Annotated in this window: 29 protein-coding genes and 1 pseudogene; 12 read left to right on the top strand and 18 right to left on the bottom strand. The window is 70.7% G+C overall.

Annotation, left to right across the window (positions count from 1 at the left end):
• Both IJH84_RS13135 and IJH84_RS13130 read left to right on the top strand, forming a co-directional pair.
• Positions 1-508: metalloregulator ArsR/SmtB family transcription factor (locus IJH84_RS13135; protein ID WP_295144620.1), on the top strand; the 508-nt coding region annotated here is incomplete at its 5' end.
• Entirely contained in the window at positions 505-927 is a 423-nt protein-coding gene (locus IJH84_RS13130) for a Fur family transcriptional regulator (RefSeq protein WP_200070984.1), read from the top strand. The genes IJH84_RS13135 and IJH84_RS13130, both read left to right, overlap by 4 nt.
• Before the next feature lie 93 nt (positions 928-1020).
• Here IJH84_RS13130 and IJH84_RS13125 read toward each other — a convergent pair whose 3' ends face one another.
• The 7 genes and pseudogenes from IJH84_RS13125 to recO all read right to left on the bottom strand — a co-directional run bounded on the left by IJH84_RS13125 (position 1021) and on the right by recO (position 6060).
• A complete protein-coding gene (locus IJH84_RS13125; protein WP_295144625.1) occupies positions 1021-1563 on the bottom strand; it encodes a TIGR03943 family protein in 543 nt (180 codons plus the stop codon).
• 264 nt (positions 1564-1827) lie between these two features.
• A pseudogene (locus tag IJH84_RS13120) lies at positions 1828-2004 on the bottom strand (TIGR03943 family protein); the annotation flags it as partial.
• Positions 2004-3020, bottom strand: a complete 1017-nt coding sequence (locus tag IJH84_RS13115) for a permease (protein WP_200070982.1) — start codon at positions 3018-3020, stop codon at positions 2004-2006. The pseudogene IJH84_RS13120 and the gene IJH84_RS13115, both read right to left, overlap by 1 nt.
• Positions 3021-3300: 280 nt before the next feature.
• Entirely contained in the window at positions 3301-3735 is a 435-nt protein-coding gene (locus tag IJH84_RS13110) for a hypothetical protein (RefSeq protein WP_200070981.1), read from the bottom strand.
• Positions 3732-4580, bottom strand: coding sequence for an isoprenyl transferase (locus IJH84_RS13105; RefSeq protein ID WP_200070980.1), 849 nt, complete (start codon positions 4578-4580; stop codon positions 3732-3734). The genes IJH84_RS13110 and IJH84_RS13105 overlap by 4 nt, the downstream gene beginning before the upstream one ends.
• A gap of 53 nt (positions 4581-4633) precedes the next feature.
• Positions 4634-5233 (bottom strand): GNAT family N-acetyltransferase, encoded by a 600-nt coding sequence (locus IJH84_RS13100; protein WP_295144614.1) that lies wholly within the window; start codon positions 5231-5233, stop codon positions 4634-4636.
• A gap of 2 nt (positions 5234-5235) precedes the next feature.
• The gene (recO, locus tag IJH84_RS13095; RefSeq protein ID WP_295144611.1) at positions 5236-6060 is read right to left on the bottom strand and encodes a DNA repair protein RecO; all 825 of its coding nucleotides are present in this window, start codon (positions 6058-6060) and stop codon (positions 5236-5238) included.
• Positions 6061-6232: 172 nt separating this feature from the next.
• Between recO and IJH84_RS13090 the strand changes: the two genes are divergently transcribed.
• The gene (locus IJH84_RS13090; RefSeq protein WP_295144608.1) at positions 6233-6622 is read left to right on the top strand and encodes a DUF4190 domain-containing protein; all 390 of its coding nucleotides are present in this window, start codon (positions 6233-6235) and stop codon (positions 6620-6622) included.
• A 7-nt stretch (positions 6623-6629) separates the two neighbouring features.
• Here IJH84_RS13090 and IJH84_RS13085 read toward each other — a convergent pair whose 3' ends face one another.
• From IJH84_RS13085 to hrcA, 10 genes are all read right to left on the bottom strand, one after another.
• The gene (locus IJH84_RS13085) at positions 6630-7007 is read right to left on the bottom strand and encodes a DUF2752 domain-containing protein (RefSeq protein ID WP_295144605.1); all 378 of its coding nucleotides are present in this window, start codon (positions 7005-7007) and stop codon (positions 6630-6632) included.
• 20 nt (positions 7008-7027) lie between these two features.
• Complete coding sequence (locus IJH84_RS13080) at positions 7028-7870, bottom strand: RDD family protein (protein ID WP_295144602.1); 843 nt, start codon at positions 7868-7870, stop codon at positions 7028-7030.
• A gap of 145 nt (positions 7871-8015) precedes the next feature.
• The gene (gene era, locus IJH84_RS13075; protein WP_200070975.1) at positions 8016-8924 is read right to left on the bottom strand and encodes a GTPase Era; all 909 of its coding nucleotides are present in this window, start codon (positions 8922-8924) and stop codon (positions 8016-8018) included.
• 46 nt (positions 8925-8970) lie between these two features.
• Positions 8971-9330, bottom strand: coding sequence for a cytidine deaminase (locus tag IJH84_RS13070; protein WP_200070974.1), 360 nt, complete (start codon positions 9328-9330; stop codon positions 8971-8973).
• Positions 9323-10687, bottom strand: a complete 1365-nt coding sequence (locus IJH84_RS13065) for a hemolysin family protein (RefSeq protein ID WP_295144595.1) — start codon at positions 10685-10687, stop codon at positions 9323-9325. The genes IJH84_RS13070 and IJH84_RS13065 overlap by 8 nt, the downstream gene beginning before the upstream one ends.
• 13 nt (positions 10688-10700) lie before the next feature.
• On the bottom strand, positions 10701-11258 hold the full coding sequence (gene ybeY, locus IJH84_RS13060) for an rRNA maturation RNase YbeY (protein WP_200070972.1): 558 nt from the start codon (positions 11256-11258) through the stop codon (positions 10701-10703).
• Positions 11255-12322: a PhoH family protein gene (locus tag IJH84_RS13055; RefSeq protein WP_200071153.1), complete on the bottom strand. Its 1068-nt coding sequence runs from the start codon at positions 12320-12322 to the stop codon at positions 11255-11257. Before IJH84_RS13055 ends, ybeY begins: the two co-directional genes overlap by 4 nt.
• Positions 12323-12594: 272 nt before the next feature.
• Positions 12595-12966, bottom strand: coding sequence for an HIT domain-containing protein (locus tag IJH84_RS13050; protein ID WP_200070971.1), 372 nt, complete (start codon positions 12964-12966; stop codon positions 12595-12597).
• Positions 12967-13281: 315 nt separating this feature from the next.
• Positions 13282-14460 (bottom strand): molecular chaperone DnaJ, encoded by a 1179-nt coding sequence (gene dnaJ, locus IJH84_RS13045; protein ID WP_295144588.1) that lies wholly within the window; start codon positions 14458-14460, stop codon positions 13282-13284.
• A 59-nt stretch (positions 14461-14519) separates the two neighbouring features.
• Positions 14520-15542 (bottom strand): heat-inducible transcriptional repressor HrcA, encoded by a 1023-nt coding sequence (gene hrcA, locus IJH84_RS13040; protein WP_200070969.1) that lies wholly within the window; start codon positions 15540-15542, stop codon positions 14520-14522.
• 177 nt (positions 15543-15719) lie between these two features.
• Here hrcA and IJH84_RS13035 point away from each other — a divergent pair, with 177 nt between their 5' ends.
• Positions 15720-15995 carry a ribbon-helix-helix protein, CopG family gene (locus IJH84_RS13035; RefSeq protein WP_295144584.1) on the top strand — a complete coding sequence of 92 codons (276 nt, stop codon included), beginning with the start codon at positions 15720-15722 and terminating at the stop codon, positions 15993-15995.
• A gap of 11 nt (positions 15996-16006) precedes the next feature.
• The gene (locus IJH84_RS13030) at positions 16007-16402 is read left to right on the top strand and encodes a PIN domain-containing protein (protein ID WP_295144581.1); all 396 of its coding nucleotides are present in this window, start codon (positions 16007-16009) and stop codon (positions 16400-16402) included.
• Positions 16403-16435: 33 nt separating this feature from the next.
• Here the strand turns inward: IJH84_RS13030 and hemW are convergent, their stop codons facing one another.
• Entirely contained in the window at positions 16436-17662 is a 1227-nt protein-coding gene (gene hemW, locus IJH84_RS13025; RefSeq protein WP_295144579.1) for a radical SAM family heme chaperone HemW, read from the bottom strand.
• Between the two features lie 114 nt (positions 17663-17776).
• Here hemW and IJH84_RS29285 point away from each other — a divergent pair, with 114 nt between their 5' ends.
• From IJH84_RS29285 to IJH84_RS12995, 7 genes are all read left to right on the top strand, one after another.
• Positions 17777-17869, top strand: coding sequence for a putative leader peptide (locus tag IJH84_RS29285; RefSeq protein WP_367269019.1), 93 nt, complete (start codon positions 17777-17779; stop codon positions 17867-17869).
• Between the two features lie 121 nt (positions 17870-17990).
• Entirely contained in the window at positions 17991-19703 is a 1713-nt protein-coding gene (locus tag IJH84_RS13020) for a nitrite/sulfite reductase (protein ID WP_200070965.1), read from the top strand.
• Positions 19700-19861, top strand: coding sequence for a zinc finger domain-containing protein (locus IJH84_RS13015; protein ID WP_200070964.1), 162 nt, complete (start codon positions 19700-19702; stop codon positions 19859-19861). Before IJH84_RS13020 ends, IJH84_RS13015 begins: the two co-directional genes overlap by 4 nt.
• A 14-nt stretch (positions 19862-19875) precedes the next feature.
• Positions 19876-20598: a phosphoadenylyl-sulfate reductase gene (locus IJH84_RS13010; protein ID WP_200070963.1), complete on the top strand. Its 723-nt coding sequence runs from the start codon at positions 19876-19878 to the stop codon at positions 20596-20598.
• Between the two features lie 44 nt (positions 20599-20642).
• Entirely contained in the window at positions 20643-21596 is a 954-nt protein-coding gene (gene cysD / locus IJH84_RS13005) for a sulfate adenylyltransferase subunit CysD (RefSeq protein ID WP_233627636.1), read from the top strand.
• Positions 21597-21742: 146 nt separating this feature from the next.
• Positions 21743-23089 (top strand): GTP-binding protein, encoded by a 1347-nt coding sequence (locus IJH84_RS13000; protein WP_295144567.1) that lies wholly within the window; start codon positions 21743-21745, stop codon positions 23087-23089.
• A gap of 16 nt (positions 23090-23105) precedes the next feature.
• The coding region (locus IJH84_RS12995; protein ID WP_295144564.1) for a CbiX/SirB N-terminal domain-containing protein at positions 23106-23501 on the top strand (396 nt) is incomplete at its 3' end.

Below are 23501 nucleotides of genomic sequence, written 5' to 3'. Positions count from 1 at the left end.
CCTCGCCGAACCGGCCGGAGCCGACGCGGCCGGGTGCACGTCGGAGGGCGCGGCCGCGCCGGACGCGGCCCCGGCGGCGGACACCGGCCACCCGGACCACGCCGAGGACCACGTCCACTCCCCGGAGCGGGAAGCTCCCCGGCTCGCGCCGGTCGAGGACCAGCAGACCCTGGTCGAGGCCGGCGAGCTGCTGCGCGCACTGGCCGCGCCGGTGCGAATCGCGATCGTGCTGCAGTTGCGCACGGCCGAGCGCTGCGTGCACGAACTGGTCGACGTACTCGGTGTCACGCAGCCGCTGATCAGCCAGCACCTGCGGGTGCTGAAGTCGGCGGGTGTGGTGTACGGGCAACGGCACGGCCGGGAAGTGGTGTACCGGCTCGTCGACGAGCACCTCGCGCACATCGTCGCGGACGCGGCCACGCACGCCGAGGAGCTCTCCGGGGCGCGCCCCCGGGGACGCGGGACGCCTCCGCCACCAGAGACCCGACAGGATACGGAGACAGCGTGACCATCGGCGAGCGCTCCGCGGCCGGTGTGCCGGGACTGCGGGCCACCAGACAACGGGCGGCGGTTTCCCGGCTGCTCAGCGAGGTCGACGACTTCCGCTCCGCGCAGGACCTGCACGAGCAGCTGCGCAGGCAGGGCGAGGGCATCGGCCTGACCACCGTGTACCGCACGCTGCAGACGCTGGCCGACGCCGGGGAGATCGACGTGCTGCGCACCGACTCCGGCGAGGCCATCTACCGCCGGTGCTCGACCGAGCACCATCACCACTTGGTGTGCAGGCATTGCGGCCGCGCCGTCGAGGTCTCCGATCCTCCGGTGGAGGACTGGGCGGAGCGGATCGCCCGCGAGCACGGCTTCACCGACGTGGGGCACACCGTGGAGATCATCGGCATCTGCCCGAACTGCGCTTCGGCCGAGTGAACCCGGTAGACCGACGGCGCCTTCCGCGCTGAACCAGGTCGGCGGGCTGTGCATCGCGATCACCTCCGTTCGCGCCTCGCCGTGCCGTGGAGATCAGTACTCGTAGGGGTTGGGCGGAGTCGGTATTCCGTGCACTGCGGTGATGTCGACCGTCGGCACCTGACCGTTGGCCTCGGTCGCGCTGCCGGTCCGCAACGCGCCGGTCACCTCGATCCAGGTGTCGGCCGGGGTGTTCGCCAGGGCCGCGGCGGCGGGCCCGGACAGGTCGACGAGCACCGGTGCGGCGTCCGCGGCGCAGCAGCTGATCCGCATTCTGGCCAGCCGGGTGCGTCCGGGATCGTCATCCGGGTGCACCACGAACCCCTGCAGGCGAACGGCCCGGTCGTCGAGCGAACCGCTGGTGTCCCACACGACGCGGGTTTGGAATTCCGAGACGGTCAGCAGCGGGGCTTCGCCCGGGGGCAGCGGCCCGAACAACGAGCCGGTGCCGCTCGGCCGCTGCGGGACGGCTGCGGGCTGCCCGGCGCGGCCTATCGAATCGGAGCCGAGCGCGGGCGGGCCGACCAGGAAGATCGCGAGCACCGGTAGCAGCAGCATCCACGGGCTGCGGGAACGGTGCTCATGGCCGGCGCTCACGTGGCCGGGTTCCGCCGCGACAGCCGCGCGGTCGCCGACAGAACCACCAGCGGGCTCGACGCCGACTGTTCCTTCCGCCGTCGCACCAGCAGCGAAAGCGGCGGCGTGCCCGCTCGGGGACTCCGCGCTCTCCTCGGAACGACCGGCCGCGTCCGCGTGCACCACCGCGCCTGATCCGGCCGAGCCGTCGGCGGCTCGGGTGCAGACCTGTGGCGTCGACTCTCCGCTCGATTGCCGTCTCGGCGGAGCGGATTCGGCCGCCCCGGCCCGGATGTCCCGCCAGATCGCGGTGCCCGCCAGCGCCACCATGACCACCCCGGCCAGCACCAGCCAGGGCAGCAGTGACGGCTTCACGTAGCGCAGGTACACGCCGGTGAACGCGATTTTCAGCAACGCGCCGCCGAGCAGCACCAGCAGCAGGTTCTGTGTCTCCCTGCGCATCACGCACCTCCCAGCAACAGCGCGCCCACCAGCACCGAGCAGGCGATCGCGACCAGCAACGTGGCAGGCGCGAAGCGCGCGGCGAACGCGCGCCCGAACGTGCCCGCCTGCAAGGCGATGAGCTTGATGTCCACCGCGGGGCCGACCACCAGGAACACCAGTTTCGGCAGCAGCGGCAAACCGGCCATCGAGGCCGCCACGAACGCGTCGGCTTCGCTGCACAGCGCGAGCACCACCGCCAGCAGCGCCATCACCAGCACGCCCAGCACGAGCTGCCCGCCCAGCGAGCGCATCCACTCCGCGGGCACCAGCACGTTGAACACCGCCGAGGTGAGCCCGCCGAGCACCAGGAACCCGCCGGCCTCGACCAGGTCGTGCCGCGCGGTCTCGGTGAACACCGCCCACCGCCCACCGCTCGGCTCGCGGACCTCGGCGCGCCTCAGAGCTCGTTCGGCGATCCACTCGCCCTTGCCGACGCGCAACCACAACCAGCCCATCACGCAGGCGGTCAGCAGCGATCCGAGGAAGCGCGCCAGCACCATCACCGGCTCGCCGGGGAACGCGACCGCGGTGGAGACCAGCACGATCGGATTGACCGCGGGTGCCGCCAGCAGGAACGCCAGCGCCGCGGCCGGTGCGATGCCCTGCTGCATCAACCGCCGCGCCACCGGCACGGAAGCGCATTCGCAGCCGGGCAACGCGATGCCCGCGAATCCGGCAACCGGAACCGCAGCAGCGGAGTTGCCGGGCAACAGCCTGCGCATGGCGCTCGGCGGCACGAACGCCGCGATGGCTCCGCTGATCAGCACTCCGAGCACCAGGAACGGCAATGCCTGCACGCACACCGCGACGAACACGGTGGATCCGGTGCGCAGCCCCGGCACATCGAGCAGTCCGCTGATCGGCCCCTGGAACAGCAGGGACGCCAGCAGCAGGGCGCAGAGCACCTCCAGCGAGGTGATGCGGCGGCGAGCTCGCTCCGGCACGCGGCCGGCCGAGCGGGAGGTCGTGGTCACCGGCTCATCGTGCCAGCGAGAACTGATAATCGTTCGCACCTGGCGCCGACCGGCCGCACCGATGATCACTTGATCGAGTTCACGCGCCTCCCGTTCGGCCGATCATCGGGCACTCGGAGTGCGCTGAGATCGTTGTCCAGCTCGCCCATCCGGCCGCACGCACCCCTGAACCCGGTGAGTCCGAATCTGATCGATCCGACACGCCCGCGTGTGTCGGACGCATCCGGCGAATCTCGCTGCGCGCGGCGAATTCCCGCAGCTCAGCGGATGGGAGACCGGCTCAGTCCACCGGGGTGTCCTCTTCGACCTCGGTGAGCAATTCCCCGCGCAGCTGCGAAGCCGTCGACACCACCAGCATCAGCAGCGTGCCCAGCGGCTGCGCTTCCATGCCCTCCGCGGGGAAGGCGTAGCGCAAGGTCACGTCCATGCCGCGCTCGGTGCGGACCACGCCGAGCGTGCCGAACAACCCCTGTCCGGCCCGCTCCGCCGCCGATTGCGCGAGCTTCTCGCTCAACGGCAAGTCCCACGCCACCACGCAGGTCAGGCTGAGCACCGTCAGCCCATCGGCAAGCTGCATGGCCTGCACCGCGCACGGCACGTCACCGTGGCGCAAGGTCAACGCGCCGTCGTCGTCGACGCTCACCTCGTGATAGGTCTCCAGCGCCTCCTTGGCCGCGGTCAGCAGCTCGGCGGTAGTGGCGGCCTCCTGGGTCATGAGATGCCCTCCTGGGCGGTAGCGGTGCTGCCCTCCTCCTGCGCAGCACGGTCGATGGCACCGCCGAAACGCCGGTCCCGGCCCGCGTACTGCTCGCACGCGCGCCACAGGTGGCGGCGGTCCACATCGGGGAACAACGTGTCTTGGAACACCAACTCGGCGTAAGCGGACTCCCAGAGCAGGAAGTTGGAGGTGCGCTGCTCCCCGGACGGCCGGATGAACAGATCAACGTCGGGCATCTCCGGCTGGTAGAGATGCCGGGCCACGGTCCGCTCGTCCACCTTCTCTGGATTGATCTTGCCCGCGGCGGCCAACCGGGCGATCTCGCGCGCGGCGTCGCCGACCTCGGCCCGGCCACCATAGTTCACGCACATGGTCAGGTTCAGCACCTCGTTGCCGCGGGTGCGCTCCTCGGCGGACTGCAGCTGGTTGACCACGCTGCGCCACAGCTTCGGCTTACGGCCGGACCAGCGGACCCGCACGCCCAGGTCGTCGAGCTCGTCCACCCGGCGGGCGATCACGTCCCGGTTGAAGCCCATCAGGAACCGCACCTCTTCCGGGCTGCGCTTCCAGTTCTCGGTGGAGAAGGCGTACAGCGACAGCCACTTCACGCCGAGCTCGATGGCCCCCTTGGCGAGTTCGATCACCACCCGTTCGCCCTGCTTGTGCCCTTCGATGCGCGGCAGCCCGCGCTCGTTGGCCCAGCGGCCGTTGCCGTCCATCACCACGGCGATGTGCCGGGGTACGAGATCGGCGGGCAGGTCCGGCGGCTCCGCCCCGGAGGCGTGCGGGTCCGGCGGCTTCACGCTGGGGTCGTCGGATCCGCGCCCTCGGCGTCGCAGCATGGTGCCTTCTCCTTCGTGTCTGCGGCGGTCGTCCATTCTCCCGGACGCCCGCGTCACCCGTTCAGTGGTCTCCCGTAGCGGACCTCGACCCGGTCGTCCGAAGGCAACCGCACCATCCCGGTCCGCCGGTAGAACGCCTGCGCACCGGTGTTGCTGGTACGCACTCCGAGCTGCACACCGGGCGAACCGGCCCACGCGAGCTGGTGGAACACCGCGTGCAGCAGCTGCTTGCCCGCACCGCGCCCGCGGGCGTGCGCGAGCAGGTTGATGTGCAGGTGCGAGGGATAGCGGTCCAGATCCGCGGGAAGCATCAGTCGCGGCCGGTGCAGGAACGCCCGCAACTGGCTGTCGGCGTTGCGGCTGTCGATGTTGCGGCTCGCGGGATGCGTGGCGGCGAAGCGCGGTGACCATTCGAGCTGCCAGCGCGCGTAGAACTCCTCGGTGTGCAATGCCGCCACGACGTAGCCGAGGACCCGGCCACCGGATTCGGCGACGAACGCCAGCTCCGGATGCAGCAGCACGTACGGGTCGGCGAAGACGTAAGCGACCAGATCCGGGTCCTGGAGGATCTGCTGTGCGGGCTCACCCGCGTCACCGGTGGCGACGCAGATCCGGTGCACCGCCTGGGCGTCGCACGGACGCCAGCTGCGCACGATCAACCGGTGGTCCCGTCGGCGGTTTCCGCATCGGCGACGTCTGCGGTCCCGCCCAGCGCGGCGGCTCGTTCGCGGATCAGCTCCGGAACGTGCTCCTGGCGCTCCACCAGCGGCAACGAGCGCAACTGCCGCTCCATGTGCCACTGCAGGTGGGCCGCGACGAGGCCGCTGCCTTCGCGCCGCACCGGGTTCGCGGCCTCCTCGGCGGCGGGCCAGTCGCCGTGCAGCAGCGCCTCCAGCAGCGGCAACGTCTGCTGCGCCGGACGCGCGGAACCGGCGGGTCGGCAGTGCACGCACATCGCGCCACCGCCCTGCACGTTGAACGCGGAGTGCGGCCCGGACTCGCCGCAGCGGGCGCATTCGGACAGCGCAGGCGCCCAGCCCGCATAGGACATGGCGCGCAGCAAGAACGCGTCCAGCACCAGCGAAGGATCGCGTTCCCTGCCGGACAGCGCCCGCAGCGCGCCGACGACCAGCAGGTACAGCCGCAGCACCGGCTCCCCTTCCTCCGCGGCGAGCCGGTCGACCGTCTCCAGCACCGCGCAGCCCGCGGTGTAGCGCTGGTAGTCGTCGACGATGTGCACGCCGAACGCGTCGAGCGTCTGCACCTGCGTGATCACGTCCAGCGTGCGCCCGGTGTGCAGCTGCACGTCGACGTGGCAGAACGGCTCCACGCGGGCACCGAAGCGCGAGGTCGTGCGCCGCACGCCCTTCGCGACCGCGCGCACCTTGCCGTTGCGGCGGGTGAGCAGGGTGATGATCCGGTCGGCCTCACCCAGCTTGTGCACCCGCAGCACGACGCCGGTATCCCGGTAAAGGCTCACTACCCAATCGTCGCACTACTGGGCTACGCGGCGGCTGCGGGCGTCCGGCCGCGGGGCCGGTGCAACACCCGATTTGAACGATCCCGTCCCGTGATCGCGCAACCGGCTGATAAGAACAGGTCCGTCCCGCGCATCGGGGCACGAGCCCGGCCGGAGCTGGCGAGAGGAAAGCATGTCCAACCCGTACGACCCGCAGAACCCGTACGACCCGCAAAATCCGTACAACCCGCAGAACCCGTACCAGAACCATCCCCAAGGGTTCCAGCAGAATCCGCACCAACAGCCCTCGAACAACGGGCTGTCGATCGCCTCGATGGTCGTCTCGCTGGTCGGGCTGGTCTGCTCGCTGGGAATCGTCCTCGGGCCGCTCGGCGTGATCCTGGGTCACGTCGCGCTGGGCCAGCACAAGAGGAACCCGATGCTGCGGGGTCGTGGGATGGCGTTGGCCGGGGTGATCATCGGCTGGGTCGTCATCGTCCTCTGGGTGTTGCTCGCCCTCGGGCTCTACGGGGCATCAGCCGGCTATTTCGGCCCCGAAGTCCAGCGAGAGTTCTGGTCGTGACGGCGCGCTAGGCGCGCAACGCCTCGAACCCGGGAAGGTTCCGCACGACACCCCACGCGAGAACCGTCCCGGCCAGGGCGCAGGTGAGGATTCGGCCGGTCCGTCCGGCAGGCCAATGTCGCGATGCCCGGCCGAGTTCTTCCCGGGCCATCGCGATCAGGACGGCACCCGCCAACGGCAGGACCACGACGAGTGCGAAGAGGTTCAAATCCGCGGCCAGCGCCACGTCGCCCTGCAACAGCGCGCCGATCATCCGGCTGCCGCCGCAGAAGGGGCAGTCCAAGCCGGTCAGCGCGAGCAACGGGCAGGGCAACGGCAGCCCGGTGGTTCCGAGCACGAGCGCGGACGCCCCGGCACCGGCGATCAGGCCGGTCGTCCGGGGCATCCTGCGAAACGTGTCGATGATCACCACTGCTGCGGCGGCTGTCCGTAGCCCTGCTGCGGGTGGCCACCGGTCTGCGGTGGGTAGCCGCCCTGCTGCGGATAACCGCCGGATTGCGGGTAGCCGCCCTGCTGCGGGTAACCACCCTGCTGCGGGTAGCCGCCGGGCTGCTGCGGATACCCCGGCTGCTGGTAACCGGCCTGCGGGTAACCCGGCTGTGCCGGACCGCCCGTCCCCGGCGCCGGAACCACGACGGAACCGATGATCTTGTCAGCGAAGGTCTGCCGCTTCTCGTCCCACAGCGGCCAGAGGTAACCGACGTAGCAGGCGATGCCGTCCAGGAAGTGGGCCAGCTGACGCAAGAAGGCGTAGCCGAAGCCCAGCGGCTGCCCGGTCCGCTCGCTGAGCGTCCGGATCTTCGCGACCTGCTGGCCGAGCGACTGCCCGGTGGTGCCGCGGCGGTAGCAGGAGTTCCAGATGACGAACGCGATCAGCGCCAGCGACACGACCATGTTGATGATCTGCGTGGTCATGGCGGTGCCCTGGTCACCGGACATGGCCGCGGTGGTGCCCACGGTCAGCAGGACTCCGCTGATGATGCCGACGATCAAGCCGGGAACGAACGAGTCGATCAGGAACCCGAGCGCCCGCTGTCCCCAGTGGGCGTAGTTCTCCGGATTCGGCTGCCCGTACCCGCCGGGCGCCCCGTAAGGAGCCTGGCCGTAAGGCGCGGGCGCACCCGGCTGCGGCATCGGCCCGGACTGCGGGTACTGCTGAGGCTGCGGACCCGACTGCGGATATGGCTGCTGCCCGTAGGGCTGTTGGGGCTGCGGACCGGACGGCGGACCGCCATGCGGGTTCGTCACTGCAATTCCTTCGGTCAAGAGATCAAACGCGGCAGCCGCCGCGGCGGTTGATCGGAAAACTACCCGAACGAGTGCTCCAGCCGCGGGTGTTCGAGCAAATCGCCCGACCTGCCCGAGCCGACCCCTCGACCAGCGGAATCACCGATCAGAAGCCCAGCCGCCGCAGCTGCTTCGGGTCGCGCTGCCAGTCCTTGGCGACCTTGACGTGCAGGTCCAGGTAGATCTTGCTGCCCAGCAGCGCCTGGATGTGCTTGCGCGCGCGGGAACCCACCTCGCGCAGCCGTTCCCCGCCGCGGCCGATGACGATCGACTTCTGGCTCTGCCGCTCCACGTAGACGATCGCGTGCACGTCGAGCAGGTCGTCGCGATCCTCCCGCTCGTTCATCTCCTCGATGCCGACCGCCAGCGAGTGCGGCAGCTCGTCGCGCACGCCTTCCAGCGCCGCTTCCCGGATCAGCTCGGCGATCAGCGTCGTCTCCGGCTCGTCGGTGAGATCGCCGTCCGGGTACAGCTGCGGCCCCTCCGGCAGGTGGCCGACGAGCAGGTCGCTGAGCGTGTCCATCTGGTAGGAGTCCACCGCCGATACCGGCACCAGGTCGGCGAACTCCAGCACCTCCTGCAGCGCCACCAGCTGCTCGGCGACCTGCTGCTTGGTCGCCAGGTCGGTCTTGGTGACCACGCCCAGCACCGGTGTCCGCTTGGCGACCTTTGCCAGCTGCTCCGCGATGTAGCGATCGCCGGGGCCGACCTTCTGATCGGCGGGCACGCAGAAGCCGACGACGTCCACCTCGGCCCAGGTCTCGTACACCAGGTCGTTGAGCCGCTGGCCGAGCAGCGTGCGCGGCCGGTGCAGCCCCGGGGTGTCGACGATGATCAGCTGCGCGTCCTCGCGGTGCACGATGCCGCGGATGGCGTGCCGGGTGGTCTGCGGCTTGCTGGAGGTGATCGCCACCTTCGAGCCGACGAGGTTGTTCGTCAGGGTGGACTTGCCCGCGTTGGGGCGGCCGACGAAGCAGGCGAACCCGGAGCGGTGCGCGTCTGGAGTGCTGGTCACCAGGCCATTGTCCCGACCGCCGACCGCCCGGCGGAAGCGGCCCTGCTCAGCGCAGCACTCCGGCGACCTCGCCGCGGCCGTCCGCGCGCAGCAGCGGCGCGGAAGCGGACAGGTCGCGCAGCGCGGCGGCGGATTCGGCGGAGATCTCGGCGGCGTCGGTGACGACCGCGGCCGCCTCCAGTCCTTCGGCACCGCTGGCGACCGCCGCGGCCACCGCCGCCTGCAACGCGGTGAGCTGCAACGACGGGAGGGCTACGGTGCACGCGGCGTAGGTGCGGCCGTCGGTGTCGCGCACCGCGGCTCCTTCGGCGGCACCGGTGCGGGCACGCGCCGAACGGGCCAGCGTGACGATCTTGGCGTCCTCCGCGTCCAGCTCCGCCGGGGCCGCGGTCTCCTGCTCAGCCACGGGCACTGCTTCCTTCCTGGTCGGCACCGCTGTCGCCGTCCTGCTCGGCCACCTGGCCCGCGCGCTGCGGTGCGGTCTCCCCGTTCGCGCGGCGAACGAGCAGAGCGTTGATCCGGATGCGGCCGCGGTGGTCCTTGCCGCCCTCGGCGCGCAGCCGCAAGCCTTCCAGCTCGGCTTCCGCGCCCGGCAGGGGGACCCGCCCGAGGCGCTGGGCGAGCAGACCGCCGACGGTCTCCACCTCGGAACCGTCCAGTTCCACGCCGAACAGTTCGCCGAGGTCCTCCACCGGCAGCCGGGAGGACACCCGGACCGTGCCGTCGTCGAGGTGCTCGATCGGCCGGTGCTCCTCGCGGTCGGACTCGTCGGTGATCTCCCCGACGATCTCCTCCAGGATGTCCTCGATGGTCAGCAGGCCCGCGGTACCGCCGTACTCGTCGACGGCGATCGCCAGGTGGCTGCGCGAGAGCTGCATCTCCTTGAGCAGTTCGTCCAGCCGCTTGGTGTCCGGCACGAAGCTCGTCGAGCGCATCAGTTCGCCCACGCCCGGACCTGCCTGGCTGAGCTCGCCGCGTTCCACGATCGCCCCGGTGAGGTCCTTCAACGTCACGATGCCGACGATGTCGTCGACGCTGTCCCCGATCACCGGCACCCGCGAGAACCCGGAACGCAGGCACAGCGCCAGCGCCTGCCGCGCGGACTTGGTGCGCTCGATCCAGATGATCTCGGTGCGCGGCACCATCACCTCGCGGGCGATGGTGTCGCCGAGCTCGAACACCGAGTGGATCATCTCGCGCTCGCCCGCGGCGACCACGCCGCGCTCACCGGCCAGGTCGACCAGTTCCCGCAGTTCCACCTCGGAGGAGAACGGCCCTTCCCGGAAACCGCGGCCGGGCGTGATCCCGTTGCCGACCAGGATCAGCAATCGCGTCAGCGGGTTCAGCAGCCGCGCCAGCACCCGCACCGGCGCCGCGACCAGCAGCCCGACACCGTAGGGGTGCTGCCTGCCGATGGTCCGCGGGCCGACCCCGACCAGCACGTAGGACACCACCAGCATGATCGCGATGGCGATCAGCGCGCCGAGCCCGTCGGCGATCTCCAGCCGCAGGATCACGACCGTGACCAGCACCGTCGCGCCCATTTCGCAGGCCAGCCGCAGCAGGATCAGCAGGTTCACGTGCCGCGGCCGGTCCTCCAGCACCACGGCCAGCCGCTCGGCCCCGCCGCGGCCCTCCCGCACCAACTCGTCCACGCGGGCGCGCGAAGCCGCACCGACCGCGGAATCGGCGGCGGCGAACAACCCCGCCGCCAGCACCAGGACAACCGCCCAGATCAGCAGAACGGTCGAACTCGTGAACACGGTCCCAGCCTTCTCAGTCGCGCGGGACCTCGGGCGAGGAGCCCTGGTCCAGCCCCACCGCGCCGAGCACGCGGGAGTCCGCGTCCCGCTGCGCCGCTTCCCGGTCGGCCTCGGCGCGCGCCGTGCGGTAGTCGGCGAGGATGCGGTTCTGCAGCGCGAACATCTCCCGCTCCTCCTCCGGCTCCGCGTGGTCGTAGCCCAGCAGGTGCAGCACGCCGTGCACGGTCAGCAGGTGCAGCTCGTCCAGCAGCCCGTGCCCGGCCTTGCGCGCCTGATCGCGGGCGAACGCGGGGCACAGCACGAGATCCCCGAGCAGCGCGGGCCCGGAACCCGCCGAGTCCGGGCGCCGCGACGAGTCGTACTCGTCCATGGGGAAGGCCATCACGTCGGTCGGACCGGGCAGGTCCATCCAGCGCTCGTGCAGGTCGGACATCACGTTCAGCTCGACGAGCACGATGGACAGCTCGGCGAGCTGGCTCACGCTCATCCGGTCCAGCGCGTAGCGGGCGACCGAGACGATGGTGCCCTCGTCGACCTCGACACCGGATTCGTTGGCGATTTCGATGCTCATGCTCGTTCCCGGAACTGGCCGCCGCGGCCGGAGCGGCCGTGGCGGGCGAACTGCTGCTCGGCCTCGGCGTCCTGGCGGGCCTGCCAGCGGTCGTAGGCGTTGACGATGTCGGTGACCAGCTGGTGCCGGACCACGTCCGAGCTGTCCAAGTTGGCGAAGTGCACGTCCTGCACGCCTTCCAGGATCTCCCGGACCACGCGCAGGCCGCTGCGCTGCCCGCCGGGCAGATCGACCTGGGTGATGTCCCCGGTGACCACGATGCGGGAGCCGAACCCGAGGCGGGTCAGGAACATCTTCATCTGCTCGGGCGTGGTGTTCTGCGCCTCGTCGAGGATGATGAAGGCGTCGTTGAGGGTGCGCCCGCGCATGTAGGCCAGCGGCGCCACCTCGATCGTCCCGGCCTGGGTCAGCCGCGGCACCGACTCCGGGTCGATCATGTCGTGCAGCGCGTCGTACAGCGGCCGCAGGTACGGGTCGATCTTCTCGTAGAGCGTGCCCGGCAGGTGGCCCAGCCGCTCACCGGCCTCCACGGCGGGACGGGTGAGGATGATCCGGTTGACCTGCTTGGTCTGCAGCGCCTGCACGGCCTTGGCCATCGCCAGGTAGGTCTTGCCGGTGCCCGCGGGACCGATGCCGAAGACCACGGTGTGCTCGTCGATCGCGTCCACGTAGCGCTTCTGGTTCAGCGTCTTGGGACGGATCGTGCGGCCGCGCTTGGACAGGATGTCCAGGTTGAGCACCTCGGCGGGCGACTCGTTGTCGTCGGCCGAGAGCATCCCGACCACCCGGCGGACCGCGTCCGGAGTGAGCTGGTCGTCCTTCGACACGATCTCGACGAGTTCGCCGAACACCCGCTCGGCGAAGGCGACCTCGGCCGGTTCACCGGACAACGTGATCTCGTTGCCGCGCGCGTGCACGTCGGCGGTGAGCAGTTCCTCGGCCACCCGCAGGTTCGCGTCCCGGCTGCCGAGCAGGGCGAGCACCGCGCTGTCCGGGACGGTGACCTTGGACTGCACCGACCGCGCTTCCGGCCGGTTCTGCGCGGAGAGTCGCTGGGCGGACATCGCCGCCTGCGGCGCTTCGCCGTTGCGATCCGGGGCGGTCTCCTGCGGTGGCTCCGCCTGCGGTGCTCGAGCCTGCGGTGCCGGGGCCTGGTGGTTTTCGACGTCCCTGGACTGCTGCTGTCCGGACTGGGCGGGTCCATCCGCTGCGATTCCGGCCACTAGTGTTCGGGCCTGCTTTCTGCGCTGGCGCGCGAGTCGGTCGGTTCTTCCCGACACCGATGGTAGAGCAATCGGCAACGCGGTTCCGCCGCCGATCACGGGTGTTCCGGTGGTCAGCCCTTGAGCGGGCCGCCGGTGAGCCCGCCCAGGTTCTCCCCGCCGAGCAGGTGCAGGTGCACGTGGAAGATCGTCTGGCCCGCGTCGGCGTTGGTGTTGAACAGCAGCCGGTAGCCGGCTTCGGCGATGCCCTCCCGCTCGGCGATACCGCCCGCGACCCGCACCAGCTCGGCCAGCAGGTCCGGATCGGCCGTGGCGAGTTCGGCGGCGTTGCGGTACTTCGTCTTCGGCACGACCAGCACGTGCGTCGGCGCCTGCGGGTTGATGTCGCGGATCGCGTACACGCGCTCGCTGTCATGCACCACATCGGCCGGGATCTCGCCGGCCATCATGCGCAGGAACAGGGAGTCCTGGTCGTCGTCGCTCATGCTCGCCAGGCTATCCGCGCGACCACAGCGACCCCGCGGGCACCCTGCGCACCGCGCAGACCCCCGGGAACCCAGGACCAGGCCGCTGCTCATCCCGGGGGTGCTGCGCCGCAGCGAGGCTGGGGGTGGCCGACTGCGGCGCAGCCTCGCCGGACCGAGGGGGGAGGTTGTCCGGCGAGCGTCCCTGCGGAGGCTCGCTGCACGAGCCATGCGGTGGACGGGTCCCCAACCCCCGTGCACGTCGCAGGCACACACGGTAGCCCTGCGTCACCCGTCCGCGCTACAAAACCCGGAAAACCGTCTCGATCTTGTCGATCAGCGGTGGCCGAAGGACTTGAACCGGGAGAACAGCCCTTGCCGCTGTCCGTTGCCGCTCGCGCTCACGGTCGGCTCCGGCTGCTCCTCACCGCGCAGCGGGGCCAGCTTGCGCAACAGCTCCCCCTGCTCGTCGTCCAGCTTGGTCGGCACCTGCACATCGAGGTGGACGTGCAGGTCACCGTGCCCGCTGACCCGGCCGTTGGAACGCAGCTTCGGCAGTCCGCGCCCGGACAGCACCCGCTCGGTGCCCGGCTGGGTGCCCGGCTCGACGGTGATCTCCTCGCTGTCGTCGAGCGTGTCCAGCGTGATCACGGTGCCCAGCGCGGCCGCCGTCATCGGGACTTCGACGTTGCAGTGCAGGTCCGCACCGTCGCGCACGAACCGCTCGTGCGGGAGTTCCTCGACCTCGACGAACAGGTCGCCCGCCGGACCGCCGCCGGGCCCGACCTCGCCTTCGCCTGCCAGCCGCACCCGCATCCCGTCGCCGACGCCCGCGGGGATCTTGACGGTGATGGTGCGCCGCTCGCGCACCCGGCCGTCACCGCCGCACTGCTGGCACGGATCGGTGATGACCTCGCCGAAACCACGGCAGACCGGGCACGGCCGGGACGTCATGACCTGGCCAAGGAACGAGCGCTGCACCGACTGCACCTCGCCGCGGCCACCGCAGGTGTCGCAGGTGGAGGGCGCGCTGCCCGCGCGCGACCCGCCGCCGTCGCAGGAGTCGCACAGCACCGCGGTGTCCACGGTGATGTCCCGGTTCACGCCGCTGGCGCACTCCTCCAGCGTGAGCTCCAGCCGCAGCAGCGCGTCCGAGCCGGGCTGCACCCTGCTGCGCGGGCCGCGGCCGCCGCCTCCGCCACCACCGGAGCCGCCGAAGAAGGCGTCCATGATGTCGCCCAGGCCGCCGAACCCGGCGAACGGATCGCCGCCCATGCCGCCACCGGCCTCCGCGCCGCTGGCCATCGGGTCGCCGCCCAGGTCGACTACCTGCTTCTTCTTCGGGTCGGAGAGCACCTCGTACGCGGTGGTCACCTCCCGGAAGCGCTCCTGGGAGCCGGCTTCCTGGTTGACGTCGGGGTGCAATTCCCTGGCGAGCTTGCGGTAAGCCCGCTTGATCTGCTCCGGCGTAGCGTCCTTGGCCACCCCGAGGGTCCCGTAATAGTCCCTGGCCACCTTGTACGTCTTCCTCTGCTCGGTCTACGAGTTCGCGCGGGCGATCCGCGCCGGCTGCGTCACCGGCCCGCCAGGATCTCACCCACGTAAGCTGCAACGGCACGGACCGCCGCCATCGTTCCCGGATAGTCCATCCGGGTCGGGCCGACGACCCCCATGCCTCCCAGCACCATCCCATGCGTGCCGTAACCGGTGGACACCACCGACGTCGTCTGCATCTCCTCGGCTTCGTTCTCCATCCCGATGCGCACGGTCACCGTGCTCGCGTCGCGGGAGGCCGCCAGCAGCTTGAGCACCACGACCTGCTCCTCCAACGCCTCCATCACCTGCCGCAGCGAGTTCGGGAAGTCGGCGACGTTGCGGGTCAGGTTCGGCGTGCCGCCGAGCACCATGCGTTCTTCGGGGTGCTCCACCAGCGACTCGATGAGCACGCTGCTGACCCGCGTCATGGTGTCGCGCAGTTCGGGCGGGGACTGCTCGGGCAACTCGGCCACGGCCGCCGAGGCGTCCGCGAGCCGCTTCTCGGCCATCGCGTGGTTCAGCACCCCGCGCAGCCGGGACACGTCCTCGTCGCCGATCACATCGCCGAGGTCGACCATCCGCTGGTCCACCCGGCCGGTGTCGGTGATCAGCACCAGCATCAGCCGCGCCGGGGTGATCGTGACCACCTCGACGTGCCGCACCGTGGAGCGCGCCAGCGTCGGGTACTGCACGACCGCGACCTGCTGGGTGAGCTGGGCCAGCAGCCGCACGCTGCGGCGCATCACGTCGTCCAGGTCCAGCGCGCCTTCCAGGAACGCCTGGATCGCACGGCGTTCGGCGGTGGTGAGCGGCTTGATCTCGTGCAGCCGGTCCACGAACAACCGGTAGCCCGCATCGGTCGGGATCCGGCCCGCGCTGGTGTGCGGCTGGACGATGAGGCCTTCCTCTTCGAGGGCGGCCATGTCGTTGCGCACGGTGGCGCTGGACACTCCGAGGTTGTGCCGGTCGACCAGCGCCTTCGAGCCCACGGGTTCGTTCGTCGACACGTAGTCGGCCACGATGGCCCGCAGGATCTCGATCCGGCGTTGATCGGCGTTCACCCAGTCACCTCCTCGTCGCCCGGTTCGCACCCGCCGCCATCGAGTTTACGGTCCCGGAGCCCTTGATCCGAAAGCCGCGCACGTTCGCAACACCTTCCACCAGGGCACCAAGGCCCTTGCTGGCGAGCTCCTCGAAAGTGGTACCAATGCCCGCACCATTCTCGGTACCATCATCACATGGCTCTCAACTTGCGCCTTCGTCCCGAGGCTGAGCAGGCACTTCGCGAGGAGGCAGAACGAACCGGACGCTCGCAGCAGGAGCTGCTGCGCGCGGCGCTCGACGAGTTTCTCGGTTTGTCCCAGCCCGAAACCCCGCACCATGAGTGGGAGCACTTGATCGCCTCCGGCAAGGTGCTCCCGCCGCGCGGTGCATATCGCAAAGTCATCCCGACGAAGACACTTCCGGAAGGTCAGCGCAGCATCGACCTGTTCGACCGAGACGACCGGCTCTGATGCGCGTTTACGTGGACAGCAGCGCGCTGCTCAAACGAGCGATCAAAGAAGCCGAGTCCGAACCGCTCGCCGAGGAGATCGATCGGCTCCACCGGGACGGCACACTGCTGCTTTCCGCTTCGCTGGCATGGACCGAGGTTGCTCGCGCACTGCGCACTCGTGCCGCTGCCTCGTACCAGGAGATGGCCGAGGACCTGCGACAGGCCATGCTGGGCATTGCCGAGCACCCGTTGGACGCCGAGATCATGAATCTGTCCCGCCGGATCGAACCGAACCAGCTCCGTTCGCTTGACGCGATCCATTTGGCGGCCGCGATCGCGGTCGACGCCGACTTGATGATCACCTATGCCGCTCGGCTGGCCGAAGCCGCCGATGCGAACGGCATACCGGTCAGCGCTCCTTCTTGAGCAGCGCCCGTTCCGTCCACTGCGTCCGCCCGCTCACAACAACCGCTGCACGACCGCGTCGGCAAGCCGGCGGCCGCGGTCGGGGAGCACGCAACGGCCCGCGCGCAGCGCGTCCGGCAGCAGCAGGCCGTCCTCGGCGGCCTGCTTGGCGGCGACCGCCCCGTCGGCGTCCAGCGCTGCGACCGGAAGCCCTTCGGCGACGAGGAGTTCGAGCATGATCCGCTCCACCCGCTGGTCCTCGGCATCGAGCACTTCCCGCGCCTGCGCAGGCGAGGCGCCGTCGGCCAGCAGCGCCGAGTAGCGCGCGGGGTGCTTGACGTTCCACCAGCGCACCCCACCGACGTGGCTGTGCGCGCCGGGTCCGGCGCCCCACCAGTCGCCGCCCTGCCAGTAGCCCAGGTTGTGCCTGCAGCGGGCGTCGTCATCGGAAGCCCAGTTCGAGACCTCGTACCAGCGCAAACCGGCCTCGGCCAGCTTGGAGTCGAGGATCTCGTAGCGGTCGGCCAGCACGTCCTCGTCCGGCATCGGCAGGTCCCCGCGGCGGACCTTGCGGGCCATCGCGGTGCCGTCCTCGACGATCAGCGAGTACGCCGAGACGTGGTCCACGCCCGCTTCGAGCACCGCGTCCAACGAGTCCCGCAGGTCCTGGTCGGTCTCCCCCGGCGTGCCGTAGATCAGGTCGAGGTTGACGTGGCCGAACCCGGCCGCCCGCGCCTCCTGCGCAGCCGCGACCGCCCGGCCGGGGGTGTGGCGGCGTTCCAACACGCGCAGGACGTGTTCGGCCGCCGACTGCATTCCCAGCGAGATCCGCGTGTAGCCGGCTTCGCGCAGGCCCGCGAAGAACTCCGGCGAGGTCGATTCCGGGTTGGATTCGGTGGTGACCTCGGCGTCGGCGCGGAGGCCGAAGGACGACCGGATCGCATCGAGCACGGCGCCGAGCCGTTCGACACCGAGCAGCGAGGGGGTACCGCCGCCGACGAACACCGTCTCAGCACTCGGGACGGGCGAGTCGCCCGCGTCCAGCACTCGGGCACCGAGGTCGAGTTCGGCGCGCAGCCCGTCCAGCCAGTCCGCGAATCCCGCCGCGGACCCCAGCTCGTCGGCGGTGTAGGTGTTGAAATCGCAGTACCCGCAGCGGGTGGCGCAGAACGGGACGTGCACGTACACGCCGAACGGCCGCTGCCCGAGATCGGTCAGCGCGCCGGCGGGCAGTGCACCGTCGGTCGGGGCCGGTTCACCTGGTGGTGGCTGCGAAGGCACCCTTCCAGTGTCCCAAAGCCGGAGCCCGGCGCCGGGGTGCGCCCGAGTTTGACCCTCGTCTCACTATTCGGCTGATCATGGACCACAGGATGGACCCGTGGCACGCTGACCTGTATGGGTGCGCCCGCAACTAGGCTTCTGCTGGTCGCCCGCCGCTACGTGGACCTGCGGCGGGTGTCCAGCGCGCTTTGCCGTCGCCAGGGCTGAACCCGCCGCCGCGTTTTCGAACTGTCCAGTCGGCGCCGGGGAGACGCCGACTGCGGACACCTCCGTTGGACCCGCACGGCGTCGAACCGCGCCTGAAGTCCACCACCACGGAGGTCCGGCCATGGCCCCTTCGACGGAAGCTCCGAGCCGCACCGAACGCCGCACCCCGGCCCGCAAGGGCAAAACACGTGGTGAGGGGCAGTGGGCTCTCGGCTACCGCGAGCCGCTGAACGGCAATGAGCGGTCCAAGAAGGACGACAACCCGCTCAACGTGCGCCAGCGCATCGAGAACATCTACGCCCACCGCGGCTTCGATTCCATCGACCCCGCCGACCTGCGCGGGCGGTTCCGCTGGATGGGTCTCTACACCCAGCGGGCCGAAGGCATCCCCGGTGCCCGCACCGGCACGATCCAGCCGGAAGAGCTCGACGCCTCCTACTTCATGCTGCGGGTGCGCGTCGACGGCGGCGCGATGACCACCGAGCAGCTGCGGGTCGTCGGCGAGATCTCGCAGACCTACGCCCGCGACACCGCCGACATCACCGATCGGCAGAACATCCAGCTGCACTGGATCCGCATCGAGGACATGCCGACGATCTGGCAGAAGCTGGAAGCCGTCGGGCTCTACACCACCGAGGCGTGCGGCGACTGCCCGCGCGTGCTGCTGGGCTCGCCGGTCGCCGGGGTCGCCGCGGACGAGATCATCGACGCGACGCCCGCGATCAAGGAGATCACCGACCGCTACATCGGCGACCAGTCGCTGTCGAACCTGCCGCGCAAGTTCAAGACCGCGATCAGCGGCTCACCGCGCTGGGACACCGTGCCGGAGATCAACGACATCTCGCTGGTCGGCGTCGAGCACCCGGAGCACGGCCCCGGCTTCGACCTGTGGGTCGGCGGCGGCCTGTCGACCAACCCGAAGCTGGCGGTGCGGCTGGGCGCCTGGGTGCCGATCGAGGAGGCCGCCGAGGTCTGGCACGCGGTGACCAGCGTGTTCCGCGACTACGGCTACCGCAGGTTGCGCAACCGGGCGCGGATGAAGTTCCTGGTCGACGACTGGGGCGCGGAGAAGACGCGGCAGGTCATCGAGGACGAGTACCTCGGCCGCAAGCTCATCGACGGCCCGGCGCCGGAGACCCCGGGCGGGCACCGCGACCACCTCGGCGTGAACCCGCAGCAGGACGGCAACTTCTACGTCGGGGTGAAGTCGCAGGCCGGGCGGGTCAGCGGCGCCACGCTGATGGAGGCAGCCAAGGCCGCCGAGCGGGTCGGTTCCAGCCGGGTGCGCACCACCGTGGAGCAGAACCTGCTGGTGCTGGACGTGCCGCAGCAGCAGGTGGAGGGCCTGGTCGCGGACATGGCGCAGCTGGGCCTGCACACCACGCCGACGCCGTGGCGGCGCAACGTGATGGCCTGCACCGGCATCGAGTTCTGCAAGCTGGCGATCGTCGAGACCAAGCAGCGCGCCATCGACCTGATCAACGAGCTGGAGCAGCGGCTCGAGGACATCCAGGGCGACGTGCGCGACCCGGTGACGATCAACCTGAACGGCTGCCCGAACGCCTGCGCCCGCACCCAGACCTCGGACATCGGCCTGAAGGGCCAGATGGTGCGCGACGAGGAGGGCAACCAGGTCGAGGGCTTCCAGGTGCACCTCGGCGGCGGGCTCGGGCTGGACGCCGGGTTCGGCCGCAAGATCCGCGGGCACAAGGTCACCTCGGACAAGCTGGGTGACTACGTGGAGCGCCTGGTGCGCAACTACCTCGCCCAGCGCACCGACGGCGAGCGGTTCGCCCAGTGGGTCGGGCGCGCCGAAGAGGACGACCTGAAGTGAGCGCGCAAGCCGCCCCGGAAGGCCGGGCGGTCCCGTTCTACTGCCCGTACTGCGGGGACGAGGAACTGATCCCGGAAGCCGAACCGGCGGGCGCCTGGAAATGCCAGGCGTGCCTGCGGGTGTTCACCGTACGGCTCGTCGGGTTGGCGAGCGGCTGAGGAGACGGAGACTCATGACTGTCGAAACCACGGACATCGGAGTTCGCCGCAGCGATGCCGAGCTGCGCGCACTGGTCGACGAAGCCGCGCCGCGCCTCGCCGAGGCCAGTGCCGAGCAGGCGCTGCGCTGGGCGGCGGAGACGTTCGGCGACGGCCTGATCGTCGCGTCGAACATGCAGGACGCCCTGCTGGTGGACCTGGCCGCGAAGGCCAAGCCGGGGGTGGACGTGCTGTTCCTGGAGACCGGCTACCACTTCGCCGAGACCCTCGGCACCCGCGACGCGGTGCAGCAGATCTACGACGTGAACATCGTCAACGCCCAGGCCGAGCAGTCGGTGGCCGAGCAGGACGCCACCGAGGGGCCGAAGCTGCACGACCGCGATCCCGGCCGGTGCTGCTTCCTGCGCAAGGTGGTGCCGCTGCGCAACACGCTCGCCCGCTACGAGGCGTGGGTGACCGGCGTGCGCCGGGTGGAGGCGCCGACGCGCGCGAACACGCCGATCGTGACCTGGGATGATCGCAACAACATCGTGAAGATCAATCCGATCGCGGCGTGGAGCGATGCCGATGTGGACGCCTACATCGCCGAGCACGGCGTGCTGGTGAACCCGCTGGTGCCCGCCGGTTACCCGTCGATCGGGTGCGCGCCGTGCACGGCCAAGCCCGCGCCGGGCGCCGACCCGCGCAGCGGCCGCTGGGCGGGGAGCTCGAAGACCGAATGCGGGCTGCACGCCTGAAGCGGCGGGCCGCCCACCGACCACCTGACGCGCAAAGGACGGGTATGACCGCCGAGCAACAGATCGAACTGCCGGAGGACCCGGCGGGGGCGGCGGAAGCGCCGCCGCAGGTCGACAACCTGGACGCCCTGGAGTCCGAGGCCATCCACATCTTCCGCGAGGTGGCCGGGGAGTTCGACAAGCCGGTGATCCTGTTCTCCGGCGGCAAGGACTCGACGGTGCTGGTGCACCTGGCGCTGAAGGCGTTCCGCCCCGCGCCGGTGCCGTTCCCGCTGCTGCACGTGGACACCGGGCACAACTTCGACGAGGTGATCGCGTTCCGGGACCAGCTGGTGTCCCGGCACGACCTGCGGCTCGTGGTGGCTTCGGTGCAGGACTACATCGACGACGGACGGCTGTCCGAACGCCCGGACGGCACCCGCAACCCGTTGCAGACCACCCCGCTGCTGGACTCGATCACGGAGAACAAGTTCGACGCGGTCTTCGGCGGCGGTCGCCGGGACGAGGAGCGGGCCCGGGCGAAGGAGCGGATCTTCAGCCTGCGCAACGCGTTCGGGCAGTGGGACCCGCGCAGGCAGCGCCCGGAGCTGTGGAACCTCTACAACGGCAGGCACCGCGCCGGTGAGCACGTGCGGGTCTTCCCGCTGTCGAACTGGACCGAGCTGGACGTGTGGCGCTACATCCAGCGGGAGAAGATCGAGCTGCCGCAGATGTACTACGCGCACCGGCGCGAGGTGTTCCTGCGGGACGGCATGTGGCTGACCTCCGGTCCGTGGGGCGGTCCGCAGGACGGTGAGGAGGTCGCGGAGAAGACGGTGCGCTACCGCACCGTCGGCGACGGCTCCTGCACCGGCGCGGTGGAGTCCGAGGCCTACACCGTGGACGACGTGATCGCGGAGGTGGCCGCCAGCAGGCTCACCGAGCGCGGCGCGACGCGCGCGGACGACCGGATGTCCGAGGCCGCGATGGAGGACCGCAAGCGCGAGGGCTACTTCTGATCTCGGCGTCCGCACCACGCGCCGCCTGACCGCTCCATCGAGTGCGCACCGCTTCGGCAGAACCGCGGGTCGAGCCGGCAGCGCACCGGCGGCCCGGTCCCCAACTCCACCAGCTACGCAGGAACGATCCCAGGAAGAGACTTCTGATGACCGAGACGACCACGCGCACCGCGCCGGACTCCGGTACGCAGGTGGAGCTGCCGGTGCACACCGATCTGCTGCGGCTGGCCACCGCCGGTTCGGTGGACGACGGCAAGTCGACGCTGGTGGGCAGGCTGCTGCACGACACGAAGTCGGTGCTGGCCGACCAGCTGGACGCGGTGCACCGCGCCAGCGCGGACCGCGGTCTGCAGACCCCGGACCTGTCGCTGCTGGTGGACGGGCTGCGCGCGGAGCGCGAGCAGGGCATCACGATCGACGTGGCCTACCGCTACTTCGCCACTCCGAAGCGCTCCTTCGTGCTGGCCGACACGCCTGGGCACGTGCAGTACACCCGCAACACCGTCACCGGCGCGTCCACGGCGCAGCTGGCGATCCTGCTGGTGGACGCGCGCAAGGGCGTGATCGAGCAGACCCGCAGGCACGCCGCGGTGCTGGCGCTGCTGGGCGTGCCGCGGCTGGTGCTGGCGATCAACAAGATCGACATGGTGGACTTCGACGGCGCGGTGCACGAGCGCATCGCCGCCGAGTTCGCCGAGCACGCCCGCGCGCTCGGCTACGCCGACGACGCCGTGGTGACGATCCCGGTTTCCGCGCTGCACGGGGACAACGTCGTGGAGCGCTCCGAGCGCACGCCCTGGTACTCCGGGCCGTCGCTGCTGGAGCACCTGGAGAGCGTGCCGGTCGCGCCGGACCCGTTCGACGCGCCGTTCCGGATGCCGGTGCAGACGGTGATCCGGCCGCGCACCACCGAGTACCCGGACTACCGCGGCTACGCGGGCCAGATCGCCGCCGGAGTGATCGCCGAGGGCGACGAGGTCGTGGTGCTGCCCGCGGGCATCCGCACCCGGGTGTCCAAGGTGGACACACCGGACGGGCCCGCGCCGCGCGCGGCCGCCGGCCGCGGGGTGACGCTGCTGCTGGAAGACGACGTGGACCTGGCCCGCGGAGACCTGATCGCTTCGGCCGAGCCCGCACCGCGGGTCACCGACGAGCTGGACGCCACGGTGTGCTGGCTGGCGGAGAAGGCGCTGCAGCCGGGCGCGCGGGTGCTGGTCAAGCACGGCACCCGGACCGTGCAGGCGATGGTCACCGAGCTGTCGGCCCGCTTCGACGAGCAGCGGCTGGCCAGTGTGGACACTCCGGATGCGTTGCAGCTCAACGAGATCGGCCGGGTGCAGTTCCGCACGGCGGAGGCGCTGCCGGTGGACGACTACGCCGATTCCCGCCGCACCGGCTCGTTCCTGGTGATCGACCCGTCGGACGGGACGACGCTGGCCGCCGGGCTGATCGGCCTGCCGCTCGCTCCGCTGGCCGCGGCCGTCGCGGCGTGACGCGGGTGGTGGCGACATGAGCCCCGGCGCGTTCGGTTCCGGCACGTTCGGGCCCGGCGCGTTCGGGCCCGGGGCCTTCGAGCCCGGCGCGTTCGGCACCGAACCGAACCTGTCCAGCGCAGGCGAAGCCCCCGCGCTGGTCGCCGTGGCGCACGGCAGCCGGGACCCGCGCTCGGCGCGCACCGTGCACGCCCTGCTGGACGTGGTGCGCGCCCAGCGGCCGGACTTGGACGTGCGCACCGCTTTCCTGGACCTGTCGGCGCCGCGCGTCGGCGACGTGCTCGCTTCGGTGCACGCCGACGGTCACCAGCAGGCCGTGCTGGTGCCGCTGCTGCTGGGCAGCGCCTTCCACGCCAGGGTCGACGTCCCGGCGACGGTGACCGAAGCGGCGCAGCGGTTCCCGAAGCTGCGG

Origin of the sequence: Saccharopolyspora sp., from assembly GCF_017434145.1 — a bacterium.
Taxonomy (GTDB): domain Bacteria; phylum Actinomycetota; class Actinomycetes; order Mycobacteriales; family Pseudonocardiaceae; genus Saccharopolyspora_C; species Saccharopolyspora_C galaxeae.
This window is presented reverse-complemented; position numbering and strand designations above follow the sequence as displayed.

Coding starts and splice junctions, on each gene's coding strand:
- cysD (WP_233627636.1), top strand. CDS start 20,643: ATGACCGCCGAGCAACAGATCGAACTGCCGGAGGACCCGGCGGGGGCG.
- IJH84_RS13055 (WP_200071153.1), bottom strand. CDS start 12,322: ATGTCCGCCCAGCGACTCTCCGCGCAGAACCGGCCGGAAGCGCGGTCG.
- IJH84_RS13085 (WP_295144605.1), bottom strand. CDS start 7,007: ATGCCCCGGACGACCGGCCTGATCGCCGGTGCCGGGGCGTCCGCGCTC.
- IJH84_RS13105 (WP_200070980.1), bottom strand. CDS start 4,580: ATGCTGCGACGCCGAGGGCGCGGATCCGACGACCCCAGCGTGAAGCCG.
- IJH84_RS13090 (WP_295144608.1), top strand. CDS start 6,233: ATGTCCAACCCGTACGACCCGCAGAACCCGTACGACCCGCAAAATCCG.
- ybeY (WP_200070972.1), bottom strand. CDS start 11,258: ATGAGCATCGAAATCGCCAACGAATCCGGTGTCGAGGTCGACGAGGGC.
- IJH84_RS13000 (WP_295144567.1), top strand. CDS start 21,743: ATGACCGAGACGACCACGCGCACCGCGCCGGACTCCGGTACGCAGGTG.
- IJH84_RS13035 (WP_295144584.1), top strand. CDS start 15,720: ATGGCTCTCAACTTGCGCCTTCGTCCCGAGGCTGAGCAGGCACTTCGC.
- IJH84_RS13110 (WP_200070981.1), bottom strand. CDS start 3,735: ATGACCCAGGAGGCCGCCACTACCGCCGAGCTGCTGACCGCGGCCAAG.
- IJH84_RS29285 (WP_367269019.1), top strand. CDS start 17,777: ATGGGTGCGCCCGCAACTAGGCTTCTGCTGGTCGCCCGCCGCTACGTG.
- IJH84_RS13050 (WP_200070971.1), bottom strand. CDS start 12,966: ATGAGCGACGACGACCAGGACTCCCTGTTCCTGCGCATGATGGCCGGC.
- IJH84_RS13020 (WP_200070965.1), top strand. CDS start 17,991: ATGGCCCCTTCGACGGAAGCTCCGAGCCGCACCGAACGCCGCACCCCG.
- IJH84_RS13010 (WP_200070963.1), top strand. CDS start 19,876: ATGACTGTCGAAACCACGGACATCGGAGTTCGCCGCAGCGATGCCGAG.